The 22,753-nt window shown below is 75.4% G+C and carries 21 protein-coding genes; 5 read left to right on the forward strand and 16 right to left on the reverse strand.

The features are described from left to right. Window positions 1-10: 10 nt before the first annotated feature. From AB0K02_RS28670 to AB0K02_RS28715, 10 genes are all read right to left on the reverse strand, one after another. On the reverse strand, window positions 11-1,756 hold the full coding sequence (locus tag AB0K02_RS28670; RefSeq protein WP_365995444.1) for an ABC transporter ATP-binding protein: 1,746 nt from the start codon (window positions 1,754-1,756) through the stop codon (window positions 11-13). Then, window positions 1,753-3,024, reverse strand: coding sequence for a hypothetical protein (locus AB0K02_RS28675; RefSeq protein WP_365995445.1), 1,272 nt, complete (start codon window positions 3,022-3,024; stop codon window positions 1,753-1,755). Before AB0K02_RS28675 ends, AB0K02_RS28670 begins: the two co-directional genes overlap by 4 nt. A gap of 10 nt (window positions 3,025-3,034) precedes the next feature. Beyond that, a complete protein-coding gene (locus tag AB0K02_RS28680; RefSeq protein ID WP_365995446.1) occupies window positions 3,035-4,411 on the reverse strand; it encodes a YcaO-like family protein in 1,377 nt (458 codons plus the stop codon). Next, a complete protein-coding gene (locus tag AB0K02_RS28685; RefSeq protein ID WP_365995447.1) occupies window positions 4,402-5,913 on the reverse strand; it encodes a CocE/NonD family hydrolase in 1,512 nt (503 codons plus the stop codon). The genes AB0K02_RS28680 and AB0K02_RS28685 overlap by 10 nt, the downstream gene beginning before the upstream one ends. Further along, window positions 5,910-6,704 (reverse strand): hypothetical protein, encoded by a 795-nt coding sequence (locus AB0K02_RS28690; protein ID WP_365995448.1) that lies wholly within the window; start codon window positions 6,702-6,704, stop codon window positions 5,910-5,912. The genes AB0K02_RS28685 and AB0K02_RS28690 overlap by 4 nt, the downstream gene beginning before the upstream one ends. Before the next feature lie 74 nt (window positions 6,705-6,778). Then, entirely contained in the window at window positions 6,779-6,907 is a 129-nt protein-coding gene (gene amiA, locus AB0K02_RS28695) for a streptamidine family RiPP (protein ID WP_256355984.1), read from the reverse strand. Between the two features lie 67 nt (window positions 6,908-6,974). Next, window positions 6,975-7,805 (reverse strand): ABC transporter ATP-binding protein, encoded by an 831-nt coding sequence (locus AB0K02_RS28700; RefSeq protein WP_365995473.1) that lies wholly within the window; start codon window positions 7,803-7,805, stop codon window positions 6,975-6,977. Window positions 7,806-7,913: 108 nt separating this feature from the next. Beyond that, window positions 7,914-9,008: an iron ABC transporter permease gene (locus AB0K02_RS28705; RefSeq protein ID WP_365995449.1), complete on the reverse strand. Its 1,095-nt coding sequence runs from the start codon at window positions 9,006-9,008 to the stop codon at window positions 7,914-7,916. Further along, window positions 9,005-10,015 (reverse strand): iron ABC transporter permease, encoded by a 1,011-nt coding sequence (locus AB0K02_RS28710; RefSeq protein WP_365995450.1) that lies wholly within the window; start codon window positions 10,013-10,015, stop codon window positions 9,005-9,007. Before AB0K02_RS28710 ends, AB0K02_RS28705 begins: the two co-directional genes overlap by 4 nt. Then, window positions 10,012-10,992, reverse strand: coding sequence for an ABC transporter substrate-binding protein (locus tag AB0K02_RS28715; protein ID WP_365995452.1), 981 nt, complete (start codon window positions 10,990-10,992; stop codon window positions 10,012-10,014). Before AB0K02_RS28715 ends, AB0K02_RS28710 begins: the two co-directional genes overlap by 4 nt. Before the next feature lie 98 nt (window positions 10,993-11,090). Here AB0K02_RS28715 and AB0K02_RS28720 point away from each other — a divergent pair, with 98 nt between their 5' ends. The 3 genes from AB0K02_RS28720 to AB0K02_RS28730 all read left to right on the forward strand — a co-directional run bounded on the left by AB0K02_RS28720 (window position 11,091) and on the right by AB0K02_RS28730 (window position 13,823). After that, window positions 11,091-12,401, forward strand: coding sequence for a hypothetical protein (locus AB0K02_RS28720; protein ID WP_365995453.1), 1,311 nt, complete (start codon window positions 11,091-11,093; stop codon window positions 12,399-12,401). Window positions 12,402-12,501: 100 nt separating this feature from the next. Beyond that, window positions 12,502-13,314 carry a hypothetical protein gene (locus tag AB0K02_RS28725; protein WP_365995455.1) on the forward strand — a complete coding sequence of 271 codons (813 nt, stop codon included), beginning with the start codon at window positions 12,502-12,504 and terminating at the stop codon, window positions 13,312-13,314. Next, entirely contained in the window at window positions 13,311-13,823 is a 513-nt protein-coding gene (locus tag AB0K02_RS28730; RefSeq protein ID WP_365995456.1) for a protein phosphatase, read from the forward strand. The genes AB0K02_RS28725 and AB0K02_RS28730 overlap by 4 nt, the downstream gene beginning before the upstream one ends. 9 nt (window positions 13,824-13,832) lie before the next feature. Here the strand turns inward: AB0K02_RS28730 and AB0K02_RS28735 are convergent, their stop codons facing one another. From AB0K02_RS28735 to AB0K02_RS28745, 3 genes are read right to left on the reverse strand one after another with little or no spacing between them, the layout of a single operon-like run. Continuing rightward, window positions 13,833-14,198: a hypothetical protein gene (locus AB0K02_RS28735; protein WP_365995457.1), complete on the reverse strand. Its 366-nt coding sequence runs from the start codon at window positions 14,196-14,198 to the stop codon at window positions 13,833-13,835. 38 nt (window positions 14,199-14,236) lie between these two features. Beyond that, on the reverse strand, window positions 14,237-15,451 hold the full coding sequence (locus AB0K02_RS28740; RefSeq protein ID WP_365995458.1) for a hypothetical protein: 1,215 nt from the start codon (window positions 15,449-15,451) through the stop codon (window positions 14,237-14,239). An 11-nt stretch (window positions 15,452-15,462) separates the two neighbouring features. Next, a complete protein-coding gene (locus tag AB0K02_RS28745; RefSeq protein ID WP_365995459.1) occupies window positions 15,463-16,224 on the reverse strand; it encodes a GntR family transcriptional regulator in 762 nt (253 codons plus the stop codon). 150 nt (window positions 16,225-16,374) lie between these two features. Between AB0K02_RS28745 and AB0K02_RS28750 the strand changes: the two genes are divergently transcribed. Beyond that, complete coding sequence (locus tag AB0K02_RS28750) at window positions 16,375-17,220, forward strand: (2Fe-2S)-binding protein (protein WP_365995460.1); 846 nt, start codon at window positions 16,375-16,377, stop codon at window positions 17,218-17,220. A 223-nt stretch (window positions 17,221-17,443) separates the two neighbouring features. Beyond that, window positions 17,444-18,544: a DUF2637 domain-containing protein gene (locus tag AB0K02_RS28755; protein WP_365995461.1), complete on the forward strand. Its 1,101-nt coding sequence runs from the start codon at window positions 17,444-17,446 to the stop codon at window positions 18,542-18,544. 28 nt (window positions 18,545-18,572) lie between these two features. Here AB0K02_RS28755 and AB0K02_RS28760 read toward each other — a convergent pair whose 3' ends face one another. The 3 genes from AB0K02_RS28760 to AB0K02_RS28770 form a co-directional block, all read right to left on the reverse strand. Further along, the gene (locus tag AB0K02_RS28760; protein ID WP_365995462.1) at window positions 18,573-19,007 is read right to left on the reverse strand and encodes an ATP-binding protein; all 435 of its coding nucleotides are present in this window, start codon (window positions 19,005-19,007) and stop codon (window positions 18,573-18,575) included. 113 nt (window positions 19,008-19,120) lie between these two features. Next, window positions 19,121-20,863, reverse strand: a complete 1,743-nt coding sequence (locus AB0K02_RS28765) for a pyruvate dehydrogenase (RefSeq protein ID WP_365995463.1) — start codon at window positions 20,861-20,863, stop codon at window positions 19,121-19,123. A 70-nt stretch (window positions 20,864-20,933) separates the two neighbouring features. Then, the gene (locus tag AB0K02_RS28770; protein WP_365995464.1) at window positions 20,934-22,643 is read right to left on the reverse strand and encodes a protein phosphatase 2C domain-containing protein; all 1,710 of its coding nucleotides are present in this window, start codon (window positions 22,641-22,643) and stop codon (window positions 20,934-20,936) included. Window positions 22,644-22,753 lie beyond the last annotated feature (110 nt).

A 22,753-nucleotide genomic window follows, 5' to 3' on the forward strand; every position in this document is an offset into this window, starting at 1 on the left:
CGTTCGCTGGTCACGCCGCCTGCCCTTCCGCCGGGCCCGCCGTACGGGCGGCTGTGACAAGGCGTGCGTAGACGCCGTCCGCGGCGAGCAGTTCGCCATGGCTGCCGACGGCTTCCACCCGTCCCGCGTCGAGGACGACGATGCGGTCGGCGTGGCGTACGGAGTCGAGCCGGTGGGCGACGACGAGGCAGGTGCGGCCCCGCGCGGCGTGCAGGAGTTCGCGCACGATCTGCGCCTCGCGGCGTTCGTCGACGGCGCTGGTCGCCTCGTCGAGCACCAGGACGGGTGCGTCGGCGAGCAGGGCCCGTGCCAGGGCGAGCCGTTGGCGTTGTCCGCCGGAGAGAGTGGCGCCGCGCTCGCCGACCTGGGTGTCGTAGCCGTCGGGCAGGTTCATGATCTCGTCGTGCATGCCCGCGGCGCGCGCCGCCCGGTGGAGCTCGGCGTCGCTCGCGCCCGGAGCGCCCAGACGCAGGTTCTCGGCGACGGTGGCGTGGAAGAGGTACGTCTCCTGGGAGACGACGGCGATGCCGCGCCGCAGCGAGTCGAGGGTGTACGCGCGGATGTCGGTGCCGGCGGCGAGCACCTGTCCGCCGTCCGGGTCGGTCTGTCGCAGCAGCAGGCCGAGGAGCGTGGACTTGCCCGCGCCGGAGGGGCCGACGACGGCGGTCGTGCGTCCTGCCCGCGCGGTGAACGTCACGCCGTCGAGAGCGGGGCGCGCGGCGCCGGGATGGGTGAACCGCACGTCCTGGAACCGGATGTCGGGGGCCTGTTGCCAGGCTGCGGCGAGCCGTCCCTCGTCGCCGAGGCCGCCGGTGGCGGTGCGCAGTTCGGCGATGTTGTCGGCGGCCGAGACGCCGAGGTAGCCCGAGTGCCATTCACGCGACAGGTCGCGCACGGGGCGGAAGCACTCGGAGGCGAGCATGAGCACGAGGTAGGTGCCGGTGGGGGTCGCCGCGCCCGACGCGGCGGACGCGCAGGCCACGAGGGCGGCGGCGACCGTGCCGCCCTGGACGGCGAGGTCCGTGATCCCGGTGTCGACCAGCGAGACGCGCAGTTTGGCGACCGTGGCCCGGTGCAGTTCCGCGGAGCGCTCCTGGAGCCTGACCCTGGTGCGCCCGACCGCACCGGCGGCCCGCAGGGCGGGCATGCCCTGCAGCGCCTCCAGGTAGTCGGCGGACAGGGCCTCGTACGCGCCCCAGTGCTGCTGCCCCCGGCGTTCCAGCAGCTTGTCCCACCAGCGGGGAGCGAGCAGCGCGATCACGAGGGCGGGCCCGAGGGCGAGCGCGGCCCACGGTTCGGCCAACGCGACGGCGACGAGCAGCAGCGGCGGCACGGCGCAGGTGATCAGCAGCTGCGGCAGGTAGCGGGACACGTAGGCGTCCACGCCCTCGACTCCGTCGACGAGCGTGGCGCGGAGGGCCCCGGCGCGTGCGTCGGCCTGCCGGGACGGTCCGATGCGGCTGAGGCGTACGAGGAGTTCGTCGCGCAGCGCGGTCCTGACCCTCGCGCCCGCGCCGACGGCGGTGCGCCGCTGGACGCGCACGAGCAGGGCGCGTACGGCGACGGCGGCGAGCACCGCGCCCAGCAGCGGCGGCAGCGGGCCGGTCTCGCCGCGGGCGATGCGGGCCAGCGCGTACGCGAGCAGGACGGCCTGGGCGAGGTGGGTGACGGCGACCGCGCCGAGGAGCGCGGTGGCGGTGAGCAGGGGCCGCCGCGCGATGCGGGCCGCGCGCACCAGCTCGGGGTGGACCATCATGACGAGTCGTCTCCTTGAGTGCTCGCGGTGGTGGGATCCGGATGGGGGGCCGCGGCGTCGCGGCCGAGGGCGAGGCCGTGGAGAACCCAGTCGCGGCCCGCGGGGTCGCCGAGCGCGGCGCCGAGGTCGGCGTCCTGCCACGACCCGACGGGCCGCGAGGCGAGGCCGAGGGCGGTGGCGGCGGCCTGGGCGTGGCCCATGCCGTATCCGGCGAGGAGGTGCTCGTGCCGCACCCGGTGCGCGGGGGCGTCGGACGGACAGCCGTGCGCGAGGAGTACGGCTCCGGCCAGGGCGATCCACGGCTGCCGGGCGGCCCAGTGGGCGAGCGTCCCCAGCACGTGCCCGGAGGCGATCCGGCGCAGGGCTTCGCCCGTGTCCCGGCCGCCTCGCCCGTCGCGTGACGCCGCCAGGAGGCCCGGTCGCGGGCCGCCCAGCGCGAGGCTCCAGGCGGGGCCGTCCGGGGCCGCCGTGCGCGCGGCGGTCAGGACACGCAGGAGTTCGGCGCGGCGCGGGACGCCGCCGAAACCGGGGGGCGCACTGCGGCGCGCCAGTAGGACATCGGAGGCGGCCGGGGGCGGTGCGGGACGCCAGGTCCCCCGGACGCCGCCGGCCGCGGCGAGGGCCGCGAGCACCCGTCGCGCCTCGGCCAGGTCCCGGTGCACCGGAACCTCGTCGTACGGGAGCGTCACCGCGCCGGCCGCCGCCGACCGCACCAGCAGCGCGTCGGGATCGCCCGGCAGCAACCGCACGGCGGCGAGGGCCGGTTCGAGGGGGCCGCCGAGCGCCGCCGACAGCAGCGCGCCGTTCGCGTCGAGGCACACGGCGGGCGCTCCCGCGAGCGCGAGCGCCGCCGCGGCGTGCCCGGTGTCGAGGACCACGAGGGGCCAGGCGCGGTGGCCGTAGTGGGAGACGGTCCGGCGTGGGGCTGCCGCCAACACGGCGACGGCCCCGGCGGGGACGCGTCCGCGGCCGAGCGGGCCGCGACGGTGGACGCAATGCCCGGCGGGGTCGTAGACGTAACGGCCGGGCCGCACCGAGCAGCCCGATCCGATCACCAGGTACGTGTCGACGGGGTGCAGCGCCCCGGCCGAGGGCGTGGGGCGCAGCCTGTCCCCCGCGAGGGCCTGCCGCAGGAGGCGGTCCAGTTCGGGCGGTACGGGCAGCGGTTCGCCGGGCAGCGCGGGGCGCGCCGGGCCGGCGGGCGTGTCCGGGCCGGGCTCCTCGGCCGAACGTGCCCGGGCGAGCGCCTGGCGTACGGGGTCGGTCATGCGTCGCGGCTCACATGTGCGGGGGCGGGGCGAGGGTGAAGTCGCCGGGGCGGTACGGGAGTTCGTCACGCCAGCCGCGTTCCAGGGCGGCCTGGCCGAAGCGCGGGCAGCCGAGGTAGGCGAATGCCGCGGGCGCGTTCGGCACCAGGCCGGAGACGAGCACGCGGGCGACCCGCAGCGGCGTCTCGGTCACGTCCTCCGTGGTGAGGTCGGCGGTGATCACGCGGTGTCCGCGTGCGGCGAGCCGCGCGTGGAGGTCTTCCCTGCTGCCGTGCGGTACGGCGGACACCGGGACGGTGCCGAGCGCCGGCTCGGTGAACCGGGCGGCGAGCGGCGCCATGCGCGGGTCGAGCCACACCTGCACGTGCGCCCCGAGGTCCCGTACGGCCGCGAAGTCGGTCCCGCAGTCGTCGAGGTAGCGCCGGTCGGCCCGGTGGTCGAGGTAGAGCCCGCGGGCGAGCATTCCGGCGTCGATCGCGCGGAAGACCCAGCCGTCGGCTTCCGTGGCGCCCTGGGTGAACACCCAGGTGTGGACCGCTTCCAGGACCGCTTTCCGGGCGGCTTCGGCGGGGTCGTAGCGGCAGGCGAAGCCGGCGGCGTGGATGCCGCGTTCCGGGTCGTGCACGAGCGCGGCCATGCAGGGCGCGAACTCGGAAGGCATCTCCACGATCGACACCTCCAGGTCGCAGCCCGCGAGATCGTGGACGAGGCCGGGGACGGAGGCGGCGTCGATGCCGCGGGTGGGGCCGTCGAGGTGCCACCACAGTTCGAGCGCGTCGCGTTCGACGACTTCGAGGAGGCCGCGTTCGACCGCGTCGTCGAGGCCCTGGCCGGTCGCGATGCCCGCGTAGTTGAGGTGGTGCGTGCGGGGCAGCTGCTTCAAGTCGCCCTGCCGCCAGTTGAGATGGGTGAGGGCGACGGGTGCCCACACCTCCTCGCCGTTCTCCCGGGCCGGTATCCACAGGGCGGGCGTGTCCTCGGTGAGGGGGCGGTAGGCGAAGCCGGGACGGGCGTACTGCCATTCGGCGTACGCCGGGAGGTCGCCGGGGCCGTAGAGCGTGCGGCCCTCGGCGAGGAGTTCGGCGGCCGTGGCGCGGCGGGGGGCGTCCCGGTGTCCGGGCGGGGGCAGCCGGTTGCCGCAGTAGCGCTCGACGGCCTCGGCGACGGCGGCGATCCGCGCGCCGGACGGGTCGCCGAACGTGGTGCCGAGCGACACCCGGTCCGCGGGCCATGCGCCGAAGCGGCGGGCGTCGGAGACGTCTGCGGTCATGGCGGTGTAGCGGGGCGGGGCGCCGGTGGGATGCGGCACGGCCTCGACTGCGCGTATCAGCCCGCAGACGGGGTCGACGAGCGCGTCGGGGGAGAGCGGGCTGCCGGTCACGTGCATGTCTCCTCTGCGGGGTCTACGGGGTGGCGGCCGTCGGCGACGGGAAGCAGCAGGGTGCTGCCCGTCGTCCGTACGGTGCGCCGGGAGGCGGTCAGCCGGGTGGCGTGCACGGGGTCCTCGCCGGTGTGCGGGTTGCGGGCGTGGGCGGGGAAGTGGTGCCCGGCGATCTCGACGCGCAGCCGGGTCCCGGCGGGCAGCCGGCGGGCCACCGGGCCGAGCGGGACGGGGAACCGGGCGTCGGCGCCCGGTGGGTCGGCGCGCCGGACGACGCCCACCGCGAGGGGGTCCGCGCGGCCCTCGGGGTCGAGCGCGACCACGCGTACGGCCCAGTCGGCGCTGGGGGTGTCGGCGGTGGCGCGCAGCCGGACCTCCGCGCTGCCGAGGAGGTCGAGCGGGCGCGGCAGCGGCGGGGTGACGAGGACCGCGCGGTCGGCCGGCCCGCCGGTGCCGATGGCCAACTCGTCGCTGCGCACGGGTCGTTGCGGGTCGGCGGTGAAGTGCTCGCCGTGCAGGAGCCGCGGCCCCGCCGGGGAGCCGAAGTCCCGGGCGACGGGGCGCGCGGGGGTTCCGGCGGCGTACCAGTGCTCGCTGCCGCCGAGGGCGATCGCGCCGCCCCGTCCCGGTCTCAGGGCGCCGCCGAGGGCGGCGCGCGCCCAGCGGACGTAGAGCTCGCCGAGCGCGATCGCGTGTCCGGGCCGCGCCTCGGGGCCCGGCTCGGCGGTGAGCCCGTGTCCCCACGGCCCGATGAGAAGGCGTGCGGTTCCGCCCCAGTGACGCCACAGCCGTATTGCGTCGTCGAGGAACGGGTCCCTGGTCCCGCCCACCACGAGCAGCGGCACTCGGGGCCCGGACACGGCCGGGCCGAGCCCGCCCGGTGCACCCGCGGGGGCCGCCTCCCACAACGCTGCCCACGACGGAAGGTCCCGGCCGAGGCGGGAGGGGAGTGTGGCGAGCGGGAGGTGTTCGAGCAGGTGGGGGTCGGACGCGAGGGCCGTGGCGAGGGCCTTCTCGTCGGAGTCGGGGCGGTCGCCGTGCGCGGCCCACCAGCCCGCGCGGGCCGACAGGCGCTCGACGCCGCCGGCTTCGCGCGCCGTCTCGGCGAGACCGAGCGCGGGGACCGCGGCGATCACGGCGTCCGGGCGGTCGGCCGGGTCGTCGTCCCCGTGTGCCGCGGCCAGTGCGCAGTGGGCCGCGTAGGAGGCTCCGGCCGCGACGATCCGGCCGTCGGACCACGCCTCGTCCCGGATCCGGCGCAGCGTGGCGGCGCCGTCGGCGGCCTCCTCGCGGTACGGGTGCCAGTGGCCCCGGGAGGCGTACCGGCCGCGGACGTCCTGGACCACGGCGGCGAAGCCGCGCGCCGCCCAGCCGCGCGCCTCGGCACGGTGGCGTCGGCGGTCGTAGGGGGTGCGCAGGACGACGGCGGGGAAGGGCCCGTCGCCGTCGGGCAGGTGGATGTCGGTGACGAGCCGGGCGCCGGGGACGGCGATCTCGGTCGTTCTCATCGAACGACGGGGGCGACGTCGGGCACCGGCAGGACCGGGTGCGCCGTGACGGCGAGGTCCCGCAGGTCGACGCGGCGCAGCAGGCGCCGGCTGCCGTCGGCGCCGGCGGCCCAGGCGAGGAGGTCGGCGGTGAGCAGGGCGGCGGTCAGCGCGGCCGACGCGGCGCTGTGCGCGGGCCCGTTGTCGGGCGTGCCGGAACCGGCCCAGTACGCGGCGAGTTCGCGGTGGGCCGGCGTCGCGGCGAGCCGCCGCAGCCGGATGTGAGCGGAGGTCACGTCGCCGGGGCCCGCCGCGAGCGGTTCGAGCCACGCGGTCGCCCCTTCGCGGTGGCAGCGCAGCCAGGCGACGCCTCGGGCGGGCAGCCGGTCGGCCTCGTCCCAGAGGCCGGAGGGCACCGGCGAGTCGAGGCACCAGACGACGGCGGTGCCGGGCCCTTCGACGGCCGGCAGTTCACCGGGGGGCACGGCACGGACCTCGCCGCCCTCGGCGCGCACGAGCGCGGTCAGCGCGCCGGTCAGGTGCTCGTCGCCGAGGACGAGGACCGTGCGCCCGGCCAGGCGGGGGGAGGAACCGCCTGGCCGGGCGAGGTAACCGGCCTGCTCGAAGGCGTCGGTGAGGCCGTCGAGCGCCCGGTTGTCCCCCGTGGTCCCCGTCAGGTGGGCCACCAGCGCGGCCGGGTCCGCGGTGCCCGTGTCGACGCGGAGGAACTCCCCGTCGGGGGTGCGCACCGCGAGGCCCTGTCCGGGGACGGTGACGAGTGCGACGCCGGGAGCGAGCCGTGCGGTGGACACGTGGTCTCCTGAGTGTTTCGGTGGACGGGTCGGGCCCGCCCGGAACTGCTCTCCGGGCGGGCCCGATACGGGACTTACTTGTCGCTGTCGGCCTCGACGGCGTCGTCGAAGGGGTTCTCGACGAGCGCGTTGGAGTGGGTGGCGGACAGGTGGGCGAGCTGGCCCTGCTCGGCGATCGGGCTGAACACCTTGTGCTGCTCCATGATCTGAACTCCGTTCGGTTCGTCGGTCGGTTCCGTGTCACCGGTCTCCCGGCGGCACACGAACACCTTAATGAACATGATTTTCATTTTGCAAGGGTGAGGGCTCGGGAAGAGGGTGATCCGGGTAACACACCGGCCACCCGCCGACCGGGTCCGGCCCCACTCGCCCCGCCACACCCAGCACGTCGGCGAGCAGCGCGGGCGTGACGACGTCCGCGGGAGGCCCGTCGGCCGCGACGACTCCCGAACGCAGCGCGACGATCCGGTCGGCGAACCGGGCCGCGTGGCCGAGGTCGTGCAGCACCATCACGACGGTCAGACCGCGCTCCTCGCGCAGTCGGGCGACCGTGCGCATCACCTCCAGCTGGTGCCGCAGGTCGAGGTAGGTGGTCGGCTCGTCGAGCAGCAGCAGTCGGGTGTCCTGGGCCAGGGCCATGGCCAGCCGTACACGCTGCCGTTCACCGCCGGACAGCGCGTCGACCGGGCGATCGGCCCACGCGGTCACCCCCACGTCGGCCAGCGCCCGCGCACAGACGGCGTCGTCGCCGTCGCGGAGCATGCCGAGCGGGCCGCGCGCCGCGTACCGCCCCTGACGCACCAGTTGGCGCACCGTCATCCCCGGTACGGGCGGCGCGGACTGGTGGAGCAGCGCCACACGGCGGGCGGCGGCGCGCCGGCCGAGCCGTGCGAGGTCGTCCCCTTCGAGGAGGACCCGGCCCGCCGAGGGCCGCAGCAGCCCCGCGCAGAGTCTGAGCAGGGTGCTCTTGCCGCAGCCGTTGAGGCCGACGAGGGCGACGGACTCACCGGCGCCGACGTCGAGATCGACGCCGGCGAGGACGTCACGTCCCGGATATCCGAAGCGCAGGCCCTCGACCCGCAGGGTGCCGCTCCCGGACATCGCGTCGCGGGGCAGGGACCGGTCGCCGGCCGTCCTGGTCATGTGTCCTCCATGGGTCGTGTTCGCGAGAGGTGCGGGTCGGCCGGATGACCGGGCGTCCGTCGCCGTTCACCCCTCCGCCGTGCCGCGGCGTGCCACCAGGAGCAGAAGGGCCGCGCCCGCACACGTCGTCAGCGCGCCCGTCGGCACGCTCAGCCGGTCCATGTCCAGCGCCCCCGCCAGCGCCCGGGACAGCCACTGCGAGCCCGCGTCCGCGCCGCACACCACCACCGCGCCGAGCAGGGCCGCGCCCGGCAGCGCCCGGCGCAGGTCCGCGCCGAGGAGCGCGAAGGCCAGGTGCGGTACGAGCAGTCCGACGAACCCGAGGGCGCCGACGGCCGAGACGGCGCCCGCGGTCAGCGCGACGGCACACACCAGTGCGGCCACGCGGGCCCGCCCGGTCGCCAGGCCCGCGGCAGCGGCCTGTTCGTCGCCGCAGCGCAGCATCGTCAGCGGTACGGCCATCGCCCAGGCGGCGCATCCCCACACGGCGGCCCAGGGCCACAGCAGGCGCCAGTGGTCCCACACCCGGCCCTCGGTGGAGCCGACGAGCCACTGCACGACACTGCCCAGTTCGCCGGGGGCGACCAGCAGCACCATGGCCGTCAGCCCGGACAGGACGGCGGAGACCAGCACTCCGTGCACGGCTGTCTGCGCCGGATCGGCCTTCTGCCGCCCGGCGAGCAGCCACAGCAGGCCCGCGCCCGTGAACCCGCCGAGACACGCCGCGGCCACGACGGCCTCCGGCGAACGCCATCCGGCCAGTCCGAGTCCGGTGGCGGTCACCGCGCCGAGCACCGCCCCGGGGGTGACGCCGGTGACCTCGGGCCCGGCGAGCGGGTTGCGCAGCGCGGACTGGAGCACGATGCCGGCGAGCCCCAGGCTCGCGCCCGCGACGAGCGCCACCAGCGCGCGGGGCAGCCGGAGTTGGAGCACGACATGCCGTGCGGTGGGGTCTCCCCCGCCGCCGAGCGCCTGCCACACGTCCCCCGGCCCGAGGGACCGACCGGCCACGAGATCCGCGCAGCCGGCGACGACGACCGCCAGCGCCAGCAGGGCGAGCGGCCACCCGCGGGCCCTTCGCGCCCGTACGGCCCGTGCGGGCGGCGGCAGTTGGCCGGGGGCGCGTCGTCCGGCCGTGACCGGTGTGCTGTCGCGGCTCATGCGTCCGCCACCTCCTCGGCCGTGGAATGCCGCCGTGTCCCGGTGCCGGTGCGCACCTTCAGCAGGGCGACTCCCGCGGGAACGCCCAGGAGAGCCGTCCACGCGCCGACCGGGGTCTCGGTCGGGGCGAGGGCGAGCCGGGCGGGCAGGTCGGCGCAGGCCACGATCACCGCACCCCACACCGCCGACCACGGGAGCCAGCCGACCGCGTCCGAGCCCGGCCGCAGACGGCGGGCCAGATGCGGCGCGAGGAATCCGGCCCAGGCGACGGGCCCGCAGACGGCGACGACCGGGGCGATGAGCAGCACGGCGATGGCGAGGGCGGCGAGCCGGGCCCGCCGCACCCGTACGCCCAGCGCCTGCGCGTCGTCGTCGCCGAGCCGCAGGACCGACAGCACCGGTGCGCACAGCACCAGGGCGGGCACCGCGACGGCGAGCCAGGGCCACACCCCGTCCACGTCGCGCCAGGTGCGGGCCGACAGGCTGCCGAGGAGATAGCGGTAGATCAGCTGCAGGTCGAGCTGGTCGGCCAGCACCATCAGCACGAGCAGCGCCGCCTGCAGCGCCGCCGCGACGGCCGCACCGGTCAGCAGGACCGCTGACGGGCTGCGCCCGAACCCGGCGGCGAGCAGGGTCAGTACGCCTCCGGCCGCCGCTCCGGCGAGCGCCAGCAGCGGTTGCAGGGCGAGCGGCACGGACAGGGTGAGGACGAGCGGCGCCGCGACGCCGAGGGCGGCGCCCGACGAGACGCCGAGCAGCTCGGGGACGGCGAGCGGATTGCGCAGTGCCTCCTGGAGCACGAGTCCTGCCGCGCCCAGGCAGGCCCCGGCGACGAGCGCCAGGACGAGCCTCGGCAGGCGCAGTTCGGTGACGACGACGCCCGCCAGGCCGTCGCCGTCGAAGGCCGCGGGCAGCTGGTGCGGCGGCACGTACGGGGTGCCGAGGCACAGCGCGCACAGGGCCGCGACCGCCAGCAGCCCCGACGCGGCGACGACGTGGCGGGTCACTTCAGCCTGGCCGTCGCCTCGTCGAGGACGATGCCGAGCGAGCGGGTGCCGCGTCCCTTGGCCCACACCTCGGAGTCGACCTCGTGGACCCTGCCGTTTTTGACCGCCGGGATCTGCGACCACAGGGGGTTCTCGGCGAGCTTGTCGGAGAGCTTCTTCTCGGCCTGCCCGCCGAAGGACAGCGTCTCCACGAACAGGACGTCGACGTCACGGGCGAGGATCTCCTCCATGCTGTAGGAGCCCTCGACACCACGGCTCTTCCAGGGGTAGTCGGAGATCTTCGGGAAGAGCCCGGCGGCGACGTCGTTGCCGGGGGTGGCCACGCCGAAGTTCTCGTCGCTGCCGAAGATGATCAGCGACGTCTCGGCGCTCCTGTCGGCCTCGGCGTCGGCCAGCTCGTGCCGGAAGGCCAGCTCCGCCTTCTCGCCCTGCGCGGTGCGTCCGGTGAGCGCGGCGAGGTCGCGCAGGTATCCGACGCTGTCCTGCCAGGTGGCCGGCTGTACGGGCCAGAAGACGGTGGCGCCCTTCAGCGCGGGCGCGAGCTTGCCGTGGGTGTCCTCGAGACCGATGACGAGGTCGGGCTTGTGGGACAGGATCGCCTCGGCCTCGGGGCTGAGGAAGCCCCCGGGAACGACGGGAATGCGGGCGGCCGCGTCCTTGCCGAGGAACCGCGGATGCGCGAGCAGACCGGAGTTGGTGGCCACGGGCTTCATGCCGAGCTCGGTCAGCATGTCGTCGCACAGGGCGACGAGGCAGACGACGCGGGCGGGCGGCTTCCCGGTGGCGACGGTGACGCCCTTGGCGTCGGTGATCCTCCGGGCGGCGGTGATGGGCTCGACCGTCACCTCGGTCTTCGGTCCCGCGTCGGCCGGCTTGTCCTCGGCGCCGCCGGTGGCGGCGCCGCAGCCGGACAGCAGGACTCCCATGACGGCGGCGGCGGCCCAGCGGCGGACGGCCCTCAGCGCTCGGTGCGGCATCGCACTCTTCTCTCTCGGTTCGGTTCGGCCGGAGTCGGCCATAGAGTTCTACATGATAATCATTATCAATAACATTCACCCCTCTCTCCGGAGCCGCCATGACCGAGGCCACCTCCACGCCCCCTCGTCTGCTCGTCGCCGACCAAGTGGCGGGCTGCGTACGGTTGCTGGACCTCCCCGACGGCCGCGAACGCGGCCTGGTCGAGGGCCGCCACCTCGCCGAGCACGCCGGATTCCTCGCGCTCCCCGGCGACCGGACCGCCTTCGTCGACGACCTCGCCGGCGAACTGGTGGTCCTCGACCCGTACGGCCCCGACGCCGGGCGGCCGTTCGTCGAGGCGACCGTGCCCGTGGCGGTCCCCGCCGAGCACCTGGCCGCCGACCCGACCGGCCGGCTGCTCGCCGTGACGACGGGCCTGGGACGCAACTGGGAACCGTGGAGCGATCTGCTGACCGCCGTGGACCTCGCAGCACCGGGCGGACCGCGCGCGGTGCGCGTGCGCACGGACGCGGGCGAACCGGGCGTCACCGTGCTCGGCCCCCGGCCGTCCGGGCGCTCCACGGACCCGACGGACCCCGGCCCCGGCCGGGGACCCGGCGACGCGCTGGTCGTCCTGCGTCACCGCGAACCCGGCTCGCTCACCGTCTACCGGCACGCCGAGCTGATGGCCGCCGCCCCCGCCTGTCCGCCCGCCGTCCCCGCGGCCGATCTGCCGCTCGCCGACGACGACGGCCACGGCGACGCGCACGATCCGCTGACCGGGCGGGTGTTCGCCGCCGCGGGGTCCGGGGTGCACCGGGCGCGCCGCGCGGGCGGGTCCCTCGTCATGGAGGAGGCGCTGCCGTGGGGCGGCCCCGGCCGCGGCTACTATCTGCGCCTCGACCCCGCCCGTCGTGTCCTGTGGTCCTGTGTGCGCGGCGGACCCGCCGAACCCGGCCGCTGGCCCGAGTGGTCCAACGACGCGTGGTGGCACGGCCTCGACTCCGGCGCCGTCGGGCGGCTGCCGATCGGACCCGGCTTCGTCTTCCGGCTGGCCGTGGCCGCGCGCCACGTCGCATACGCCCGGGTCCACCCGGACGGCGACGAACTGGTCCTGATCGCCACGGACTCGGCCACGCCCCGCGTCACCGCCCGGCTGCCGCTGCCCGCCATGGAGGGCGCGCCCCGGCCGGGCGGGACACCGTGGGACGGGGTGCAGCGCCGGGCCATCGCCGCGTCACCCGGATCCCCTCTGGTGGCGGTCACCCGTGGGGGCCACGGCGAGATCCATCTCGTTGACGCCGACCGCGCGCCGGCCCCGAACGCGCGGGTCACCACGCTGTCCGTGCCGACACCGCTCAACGACGGGGGCCATCTCGCCCTGGTCACCCGGGGATCGGGCGCCCACGGCGACACGGTCGGCCGCTGAAGATTGTGAACTGATTCACTCGACCCCTTGGCCACGCATGCCGATCCGTGCTGAGATGCCGTCTGACTCAACAGCTCAATGGCGTGCTCGGGGAGGGCAAGTGGCGCATACCGCCATGTCTGGTTCCGGAACCACAGCAGGTGACGATCCCCTCCAGACCGCGGTATGGCGGCTGCGTTCGCGCGGCTGTTGGACCGACGCTGCGGCTCTCCTCGCACCGCACGCCGCGGACCCGGCGGCGGCTCTGGAGCGTGCCGGACTCCTCGTCGAACGCTGCCTGTTCACCTGCGACGGATGGGCCGAGGCCGAGGACGCGCTGCGCACCGCCGAGGCCGCTGCCGGTGACGACGAGGAACGCGGCGGCGCGGCGAGCGAGCGCGGCCGGCTGGCGTACGCGGCGACCCGGCTCGGGGTACGGGACCGGGCCGACGAGGCGCGCTCCGCTCTCGGCCGGGCGACGGCGCTGCTCGCGCCCTCCTCGCCGCGGCGCCCGCTGCTCGACTTCCGGCGCGGACTGGTCGCCGAGCACATCGCCGACGCGCCGCAGGCAGCGCGTGCCGCGTACGAGAGGGCCCATGCGGGAGCCGCCGCGCACGACGACCCCCTGCTGTTGTCCTTCACCTGGCAGCAGCTCGCCGGGATCGCCCTGCGCGAGGGCGAGTTGGCGCAGGCGCGGCACGGCTTCGCGGAATGCCTGCGCATCCGCGAGGAGCTGGGCTACCTGATCGGCACGGCGCCCGCGCTCGCGGGGCTCGCCGACTGCGAGCCGGAGCCGGAGGCGAGCCGCATGCGCGCGGAGGCGCGTCGGCTGTTCCGGCTGCTGGGCGGCGTACCGGTGTGGCTGAGCCCCCAGTTGTCGCCCGCGGTGCCACCGCAGGGCTCCCCCGCCCGTCCCGAGCCCGCCGCGCCGTGAGGACCCGCCGCAGGGAAGGGGAGGTCCCGGAGCCGCGGACCCGCTGGGACGAGATCACCACCGGCCTGTGGATGGGCGGCCACGTCTGGACCGACGGGGTGCGCCCGCATCAGGACGTGGTCGTCGGGCGGGAGTTCGACCTGGTGATCAGCCTGTGGACCCGCGAGGGCCACGGCCCGGCCGCCGGTGTCGAGCACCATGTGGTGCCCATCCCGGACGACTGGCTGACGGCGGGCGAGATCGACAGCGTCCGCCGCATCGCGGAGGTCGCGGCGGACGCCGTACGGGCCCGCCGCAAGGTCCTCGTCCGCTGCTATTCCGGCTACAACCGCTCGGGCCTCGTCGCCGCGCAGACCCTGATCGAACTGGGCCACGACAGCGAGGGCGCGATCGACCGGGTCAGACTGCGCCGCTCGTCCTGGGCGCTGCACAACCCGGCGTTCGAGCAGTACCTGCTGACCGGTCTGGACATCGCCTCGCTGCTGTCCGGTCTGGAGCCGCCCGACTGACCGCGCCGGTCACACCAGCCAGGACAGCGCCGCCACCGGGTTCAGCAGGACCATGAGCACGCCGATCCCGACCGCGATCCAGATGAAGGTCCACACCCGGCCGCGCCGCTCGCGTGTCTGCCGGTCGGGCCAGGCGCGCCAGCCGTCGGGCTGCGCCTGTACGGGCCTGCCCCTGCGCACGAGGCGCCGCGCGCGGCTCTGCTGCCGCGTGGCCTCCTCGTCCGCCCGGCGCAGCCGTTCGGTCACCATCCGCGCCCGCGCGGACGGCTCCTTGGGGGCCGCGAGACGAGCAGGCCCCTCGCTCTCGATCTGGAACCTCGCCCATTCCTCGTCGGATATGGACGACTCCGGCGTCTCCGGCAGCTCCCCGTTCATCGAACCCCCCTCGCTCGTGGACAGCACGGCCGCACAGGCTAGTCCAGGGCCTCCGCCGGGGGGCACGCGGGGCGCAGTGCCACGAGCATCTCGTCCGTGGCGAGGGCGAGTTGACCGTCCTGGAGGATGGCGACGGCGCGGATCGCGGGCCCCGGGCGGAAGGCCCGCACGTCCCCCGGTCCGGGGTGGTGCAGTTCGGCGAGTCCGTCCTCCCAGGCGACCGCGACGGCCGGTCCCCGAGCGGTGGACGCGGCGTGCAGGGCGACGACGGGGCAGGCACGCTCGGTCAGCGGAGCCGGCTGGTCCGCGCTCCCGGGAGTCCACAGGCATACGGCGCCGTCCGCGCCGCCGCTGCACACGAGGGCGCCGGTCGCGGCGAGAGCGGTGACCCGGCCCGAGTGCGGTGCGGCCTGGTGCAGTCCGGCGGGTCCGAAGGCGTGCACGGATCCCACGCGGTCGCCGGCCAGCACGGTCTCGCCCGTCGCGGCGAGTGCGGTGCCCGGGTGGGCGGCGAGCGTGGCGGTGACGGCCGCGGTCAGCCGGCTGCCGGGGCCGCGGGTGTGCAGGCGGCCGCGTTCGTCGAGGAGCAGCAGGGTGCCGTCGCCCGTCGCCGCCATCGCCCTGACCCGGCCGGGCAGGGGCGCCGTGTGGGGCTCGGCGTCCAGCTGCCGTACGGCTCCGTCGCGTCCGGCGATCAGCAGCCTGCCCGCGGAGACGGTCAGCGCGGAGACGGGACCGGACGGGGACGGTCGCGTGTCGTCCGGGCCGCGCGTCCACGCGACGCTCCAGCGGGCCCCGCCGGCCAGGTCCGTGAGGGCGGCGCGCAGGTGCGGTTCGGCCGAGGCCGGCAGCGCGGCCAGCAGCGCAAGGGCGCGTTCGGCCGGCTCCTGGTCGCGTATCAGCGCCTGCCCGGCGCGCAGCCAGGCCGCCCGCAGCCCGCCGTGCGCACCGCCGTCCTTCTCGTACGCCGCCGTGATCCCCAGCGGTTCGGCGGCGCACACGGCGGCCGGGTCGGCGAGGTCCACCGGTTCGGGGGGCGGCGGGCCACTGTCCGCGGCCTCCTCGACGACCACCCGGACATGGCCGAACTCCCTCAGGATGCGGGCGAGTTCGCCGACGGCCGCCGGGTCCTGGCCCGGCTGCCCGAGCCGCAGGGTGCGCGGCGCTCCGGACAGCAGGGCGGACTGGAGTTCCGCGGGGGTGCCGGCGACCACGCCGAGCTGGTTGGCCGCCGCCCATACCGTGCCGCGCACGCCTGCTCCCGTCAGATGTCGGAACCGGTGAAGTGTTCGCGCACCAGGGACTGCACGACCGTCAGGTCCTGGGCGATCAGGGCTTCGAGGAGGGCCGTGTGTTCGGCGGCGTCCGCGACCAGGTCCGCCCGTCTGGTGACGGGGGCGGCGGTGAGCGGCCACTGGGAGCGCCGGTGCAGGTCGTCCGCGACGGCGAGGAGCTGCTGGTTCCCGGCGAGGGCGAGGACGGCGTGGTGGAAGGCGCGGTCCGATTCGGCGTATCCGGCGCGGTCACCGGTCGCGGCCGCCACGGCCGTCGCCTCGGCGAGGGGGCGCAGCGCGGTCCACCGCTCGGCGGGCACCGTGCGGGCGAGGCGGAGCATGACCGGTACCTCGATGAGGGCGCGCACCTCGGCCAGCTCGGCGAGTTCGCGGGGCGTGCGCGCGAGGACGCGGAAGCCGCGGTTGGGCACGACCTCGACGGCGCCCTCGGTGGCGAGCTGCTGCATCGCCTCCCGTACGGGGGTCGCGGAGACGCCGAAGCGTTCGCCGAGGACGGGCGCGGAGTAGACCTCGCCGGGGACGAGGTCGCCGTCGACCAGGGCGGTGCGCAGGGCCTGGAGGATCTGCTCTCGGACGGAGTGGCGACGGACGAGCCGGGGCGCCGGGGCGGGGGGCTCGCTGTGGGTGTGCTCGCCGCGGACCTCTTCCGGCACGCGGGGGCCGCCCTGGGCGGGAACGCGTGCGGACGCGTGCGGCCGGGCGGCGGCGTCACGCGCTCGGGCCTGCTCCACTCGGGTCCTCCTCCGGCCGGTCCAACGGGCCCGGCTGGCGTTGCGAGGCCCCCTGTGCACGATATGCGTGTGAGGCCGCAGTTCAAACATCGAACAGATCGGGTAAGGTAAGGCTTACCTGCTAACGATCGCGATTCGGTGGTCCCCGGCATGACCCTTCCTGCCCTGTTTCCCGGCGTCGCCTCCCCGGTCGGCGACGCCTACGAGCGTCTGGCGGACGTCTTCCCCGGCCTGCGCGTCCAGGAGCTGGGCGACGGCGAGCGGACACCCGAGGGGGCGGGCTGGGTCCGTGCGAGTGAACTCGCCGCGGGCGGCCCGGGCCTCGACTCCTTCCTCGCCTGGGACAACGCGCAGGTGCTGCGGGACTACGGGCAGCAGGCCCGCCCGGACGTCGTCGCCAGCTTCGGCCTGCACCGCTACGCCTGGCCGGCGTGCCTGCTGATCACCGTCCCCTGGTTCCTGCACCGCCGGGTCCCGAGGGTGCCGGTCGAGGACGTGGCCTTCCAGCGCGCTCTCGGGCGCATGGCGGTCCGCGTGAGCTCCTTCGCCTGCCTGCCGGACGACCCGGCGGCCACCCTGCCCGGCGCCCGCGTGGTGCCGGACGAGGAGGCGCTGCGGGAGGAGGTCCGGGCCGCGGTCGCCGAGCACATCCGCCCCGTCCTGGACGGCTTCGGCCCCCGGATGCGGCGCGGCGGGCGCGCCCTGTGGGGCATGGTGACGGACGAGGTCGTCGAGGGCCTGTGGTACATCGCACATCTGCTCGGCGAGGAGAGCCGCGCCGTCGCGGAGCTGGAGATGCTGCTGCCGGGCACGGCCAAGCCCTACGTGGGCACCGCCGGCTTCCGCGAGCTGACCGGGCCGGCCGGCGAGCGCCTGCCCACCCGCGACCGGGCGAGCTGCTGCCTGTTCTACACACTGCGCCCCGAGGACACCTGCGTCACCTGCCCCCGCACCTGCGATGCCGACCGCGTGGAACGCCTGCTGCGTGGCGAGTGACCCGCGCCCCGCGGCGCCGGTCGGAGCCATCGGGGCCACGTCACTCTTTCGAGTGGCCGTGAATCGAACGCAACTCCCTTCCCGCAGACGAGTTCGACCGGTAGGCACCTATCCGTGCGCCCGAGCGCCCCGTTGGCGTGCTCTTGCAGCGAAACCCCTTGGACGTCCGGCCCCGTCGGCCAATATGACTGCCGAACGCGTACCGCGATACAAGGGACACCGCATGACACTGACCGACATATCGCTGGACTGGCTGCTTCCGGGCGGCGTGATGCTGGTGGGGGTCCTGGCGGCGGTGGCAGTGCTCACGCGCGGCAAGCGTGCCGGGGACAAGGCCGCGGCCGAGGACTCCTGGGAGCGCAGCGAGGAACGACGCAGACGCAAGGAAGCCGTCTACGGCAGCGCCTCCTACGTACTGCTCTTCTGCTGCGCCGCGGTGGCCGCCGCGCTCTCCTTCCACGGCCTCGTGGGCTTCGGGCGGCAGAACCTGAATCTTTCGGGCGGCTGGGAGTACCTGGTTCCCTTCGGGCTCGACGGGGCGGCCATGTTCTGCTCCGTCCTCGCCGTGCGGGAGGCCAGCCACGGTGACGCCGCGCTCGGCTCGCGCCTGCTGGTGTGGACGTTCGCGGGCGCCGCGGCGTGGTTCAACTGGGTGCACGCGCCCCGCGGTCTCGGCCACGCGGGCGCCCCGCACTTCTTCGCGGGCATGTCCCTGTCGGCCGCGGTCCTCTTCGACCGCGCGCTGAAGCAGACCCGCCGGGCGGCGCTGCGCGAGCAGGGCCTGGTGCCCCGCCCGCTGCCGCAGATCCGCATCGTCCGCTGGCTGCGGGCCCCGCGGGAGACGTTCGCCGCCTGGTCGCTGATGCTCCTGGAGGGCGTACGCACCCTGGACGAGGCGGTCGACGAGGTGCGCGAGGACCGGCGGGAGAAGGAGCGGAACCGGATGCGCAGGCGCGACCGGGAGAAGCTGGAGCGCGCCCAGCTCAAGGCATACAACCGGCAGCACCGGTCCTGGGGCCTGGGGCGGACCGTGCGCCCCGCGGAGCTCCCCGCGCTCGGACCGGCGGGGGGCCCGGCGGGCGGCCCGCAGGCCCAGGCACCGCTCGCCGGGTCCATGGTGGAGTCCTCGGGAACCGTCGTGGAGCCCGCCATAGCGGAGTCCGGACACCTGCCCGTGCGGGGCCGGCGCTCCCTGCAGGCCGTCGGGCCGAAGGGGCCCGAGCCCGTCACCGTGGACCTGACGGCCGAGGACGACACCCTGACGCTGCCGCGTCTCGACTCCCTGGAGCGCAAGCTGAAGGACCTGGAGCGGCAGTTCGGCTGAGGGCCGGGCAGCGCGGGGCGGCTGGGCTTCAGGCCGCCCCGGCGTGCAGCTCGAACCACACCACCTTGCCCACCCCCTGAGCCGTACGCACGCCCCACGCGTCGGCGAGTCTCTCCACGAGGACCAGTCCCCTGCCCGACGTACCGAGGTCGGCGGTCGGTACGTCGGGGACGGGCAGTCCGGCCATGAAGTCGCGGACCTCCACATGAAGCCGCGAGTCCTCGACCGTGGCCGTGACCACCGCGCCCCGGTCGGTGTGGATCAGCGCGTTGGTCACCAGCTCGCTGGCCAGCAGCTCGGCGACGTCCGCCGCGTCCGCCGGGCTGTCCGCGTCCGGCTGCGGCCATTTCTCCAGCAGGTCGCGTAACGCGTGCCGCACTTCGGGCACGGCGGTCAGATCACCGCTGCCCAGTCTGCGGTGCAGGCGTCCGCGCACTCCGGCGCCCCCGTGACGTTCACCCATCGATCCCCCACCCACATGTCGGAACCAGTCGTGATGCGCATGTGTTCAGGGGATGCATGCCCCGCGCGCCGGGCGCCACTCATGGGATTCCCGCGACACCTGCTCGCGTGCGGTCACGGCCTCGGCACGTTCCGCAGGTTGGAGCGTGCCATCTGGAGCATCCGGCCGACGCCGCCGTCCAGCACGATCTTGCTGGCGGACAGCGCGAAGCCGGTCACCATCTCGGCGCGGATCTTCGGCGGGATGGACAGCGCGTTCGGGTCGGTGACGACGTCCACCAGCGCGGGCCCCTTGTGCCGGAAGGCGTCCTTGAGCGCGCCCGCGAGCTGCTTGGGCTTCTCCACACGCACGCCGTAGGCGCCGGCCGCCCGCGCGACGGCCGCGAAGTCGGGGTTGTGGTTCGCGGTGCCGAACGACGGCAGTCCGGCGACCAGCATCTCCAGCTCGACCATGCCGAGGGAGGAGTTGTTGAACAGCACGATCTTCACCGGCAGGTCGTACTGGACGAGGGTGAGGAAGTCGCCCATCAGCATGGTGAAGCCGCCGTCGCCCGACAGCGAGACGACCTGCCGCCGCCGGTCGGTGAACTGGGCCCCGATCGCCTGCGGCAGCGCGTTCGCCATCGAGCCGTGGCTGAACGAACCGATGATGCGGCGGCGGCCGTTGGGGGTGAGGTAGCGGGCGGCCCAGACGTTGCACATGCCGGTGTCGACGGTGAACACCGCGTCCTCGTCCGCGAGTTCGTCGACGACGGAGGCGACGTACTCGGGATGGATCGGGACGTGCTTCTCCACCTTACGGGTGTAGGCCTTCACCACGCCTTCCAGGGCGTCCGCGTGCTTCTTCAGCATCTTGTCGAGGAAGCGGCGGCTGGTCTTGGCCCGCACCCGCGGGATGAGGCAGCGCAGCGTCTCCCGCACATCGCCCCACACCGCGAGGTCGAGTTTGGAGCGGCGGCCGAGGTGCTCGGGGCGGACGTCGATCTGCGCGATCTTCACGTCGTCGGGGAGGAAGGCGTTGTACGGGAAGTCCGTGCCGAGCAGGATCAGCAGATCGCACTCGTGGGTGGCCTCGTACGCCGCGCCGTAACCGAGCAGTCCGCTCATGCCCACGTCGTAGGGATTGTCGTACTGAATCCACTCCTTGCCGCGGAGCGCGTGTCCGACGGGTGACTTGATGCGCTCCGCGAACTGCATGACCTCGGCGTGCGCGCCGGCGGTGCCGCTGCCGCAGAACAGGGTCACGCGGTCGGCCTCGTCGATCATGGCGACGAGCCTGTCGAGCTCGGTGTCGCCGGGACGGACCGTGGGGCGCGTGGTGACCAGTGCGTGCTCGATCGTCTTCTCGGGGGCCGGCCGGTCGGCGATGTCGCCCGGCATCGACACCACGCTCACCCCGCTGCGGCCGATCGCGTGCTGGATCGCGCTCTGGAGGAGGCGCGGCATCTGCTGCGGACTGGAAATCATCTCGCAGTAGTGGCTGCACTCGCGGAACAGGTGGTCGGGATGTGTCTCCTGGAAGTAGCCGAGGCCGATCTCGGAGGAGGGGATGTGGGAGGCGAGGGCCAGGACGGACGCCATGGAGCGGTGGGCGTCGTAGAGCCCGTTGATGAGGTGCAGGTTGCCCGGTCCGCAGGAACCGGCGCAGGCGGCGAGACGGCCGGTGATCTGCGCCTCCGCGCCGGCCGCGAACGCGGCGGTCTCCTCGTGTCTGACCTGGATCCACTCGATGGCCGCGGTGCGGCGGACCGCGTCGACGACGGGGTTGAGGCTGTCTCCGACGACGCCGTAGAGCCGCTGGACGCCGGCGCGGACGAGGATGTCCACGAACTGCTCCGCCACGTTCTGCTTGGCCATGGGTGCGTGCCCTTTCTGGTGGACCTCGAACGTCCATCAACCCACGGCCCGCCATGTCGCGCCTGTGCGGTTACGCCTCCCAGACGCCGACGGCCGTGCGGTCGTCGGCGTACCCCTTGACGCGGAGCTGGATGTCCGCGAGGAACTGCGTCATGCCCGGAGGGCCGGAGTCCTCCCACCGCCTGGTGAGCGCCGCGGCGAGCGCGGGCTCGCCCCGCAGGGGCTCGGCGAGACCGTTGCTGCACAGCAGGAGGGTGTCGCCCGGGCGGGCGACACCGGCACGGAAGCGGAACGGATCGGCGGGCGGCGGGGGCGCGGTGGTGTTCCGGTCCGCGGTGAGCCGCTCGCCGTACGGGGTCTCGGCCGACGCGCCGTCGGCCTGCTCGGGGACGAGCGGCTCGATGTCCTGCCAGACGCCGTCGCGCAGTCGGAAGAGCCCGCCTGGGCCGGCACCGAAGAAGACCCGGGTACGGCAGTCCGGGTCGGCGGACAGCAGGAGGCAGCGGAGGCCGGCGGTGTACTGCTCCGGTTCCAGACCGAGTTCGGCGGCGCGGGCGCGGAGCCTGCCGAAGCCGCGGTCGGTGAGGCGGTGCAGCCCCGACTTGAGGTCGTCCCTGCGGCCGGCCCTTATGTCCTCGGCGAGCCGCGCGTGGCTGCGACCGACGGCCGTGCCGATCCAGCGGACGGCGTCGGCGGCGGCGAGGCGGGCGTTCTCCGCGTGGCGGCTGCCGCCGGCGACGGCGACGAGCACGAGGGCGGCGGGTCCGGTCCCGAACCGGGCGGTGAGCAGGGCGTCGCGGCGGGGTTCGCCGCGGTAGCGAGCGGAATCGCCGCGCACGGAGGCGGCGCGCAGGGTGTACGTGCCGTACCGGGCCCCGTCGAGGACGGTGTCGGGGACGAGCTGCTCGAGGGCGAGCGCCTCGGCGGCGGGCAACGCGGTGGGCTCGGCCTCGTAGGTGGGAGGCCCGCCCCCGACGACCTCGATCCGCGGCCGCGCGTCGCCCTCCGGGCCGGGCGGCGCCTCGCCCCCATCGGCGTCGACAGCCCGCCGACGGCCACCGCCCTCGTCCGGCACGCGCCCGGGCCGGAGACCGCCCTGCGCGGGCGCTCCCCCAGGCGCGGGCGGCACCGCCGGCGGCGGACCGCCCGCTCCGGGCGCGCGCCCGCCACCGTCGGGCGGCCCGTCCGGTGCCGGAGCGCCCGGCACACCCGCCGGCGGCACAGCGTCAGTCGACGGCGGCCGCGGACCGGCCTTCGCGGACCGGTCGTCGGGCAACCGCCGGGGCGGCAGCGGACCGCCCACTCCGGGCGCGCGACCGCCACCGTCGGGCGGCCCGTCCGGTGCCGGAGCGCCCGGCACACCCGTCGGCGGCACAGCGCCAGTCGACGGCGGCCGCGGACCGGCCTTCGCGGACCGGTCGTCGGGCAACCGCCGGGGCGGCGGCGGACCGCCATCGACGCGTGACCCGTCCGGCGGCCACCCCGGCAGCGCCGTCGGTGGCGAATCCCCGACCTCGGACGCCGGCCCGGAACCGCCCTCGGCGGGCGGGCCGTCCGGCGTGGCGGCGGCCTGGGCCGGGATGTCGGCCGAGGCCGGAATGCGGTTCCCCCGGGCGCCGGGGCGGGAGACCGTGCCCGACGCCGAGGCGAAGCGCGTGTCGAGCGTGTCGTCCGTGCGCGTCGGGCCCGGGCCCGTGTCCGGCGCGGAGTCGTCGTAGAGCCTGCTCCACCAGTCGTCCTCGGCGGTCGGCTCGCCCGGCCTCTCCCCCTGCTCGCTCATGCTGTCATTGTCCATCGCAAAGGCGGGTGAAAACGGGGCATCCAGAAGAATCCCACCCGTGAAGGTGGTCCGCCGGGCGGCCCAACCCCCCACGGGAAGACTGCCCGGCG

Source organism: Streptomyces sp. NPDC049597, assembly GCF_040675505.1.
In the GTDB taxonomy this organism is placed as follows: domain Bacteria; phylum Actinomycetota; class Actinomycetes; order Streptomycetales; family Streptomycetaceae; genus Streptomyces.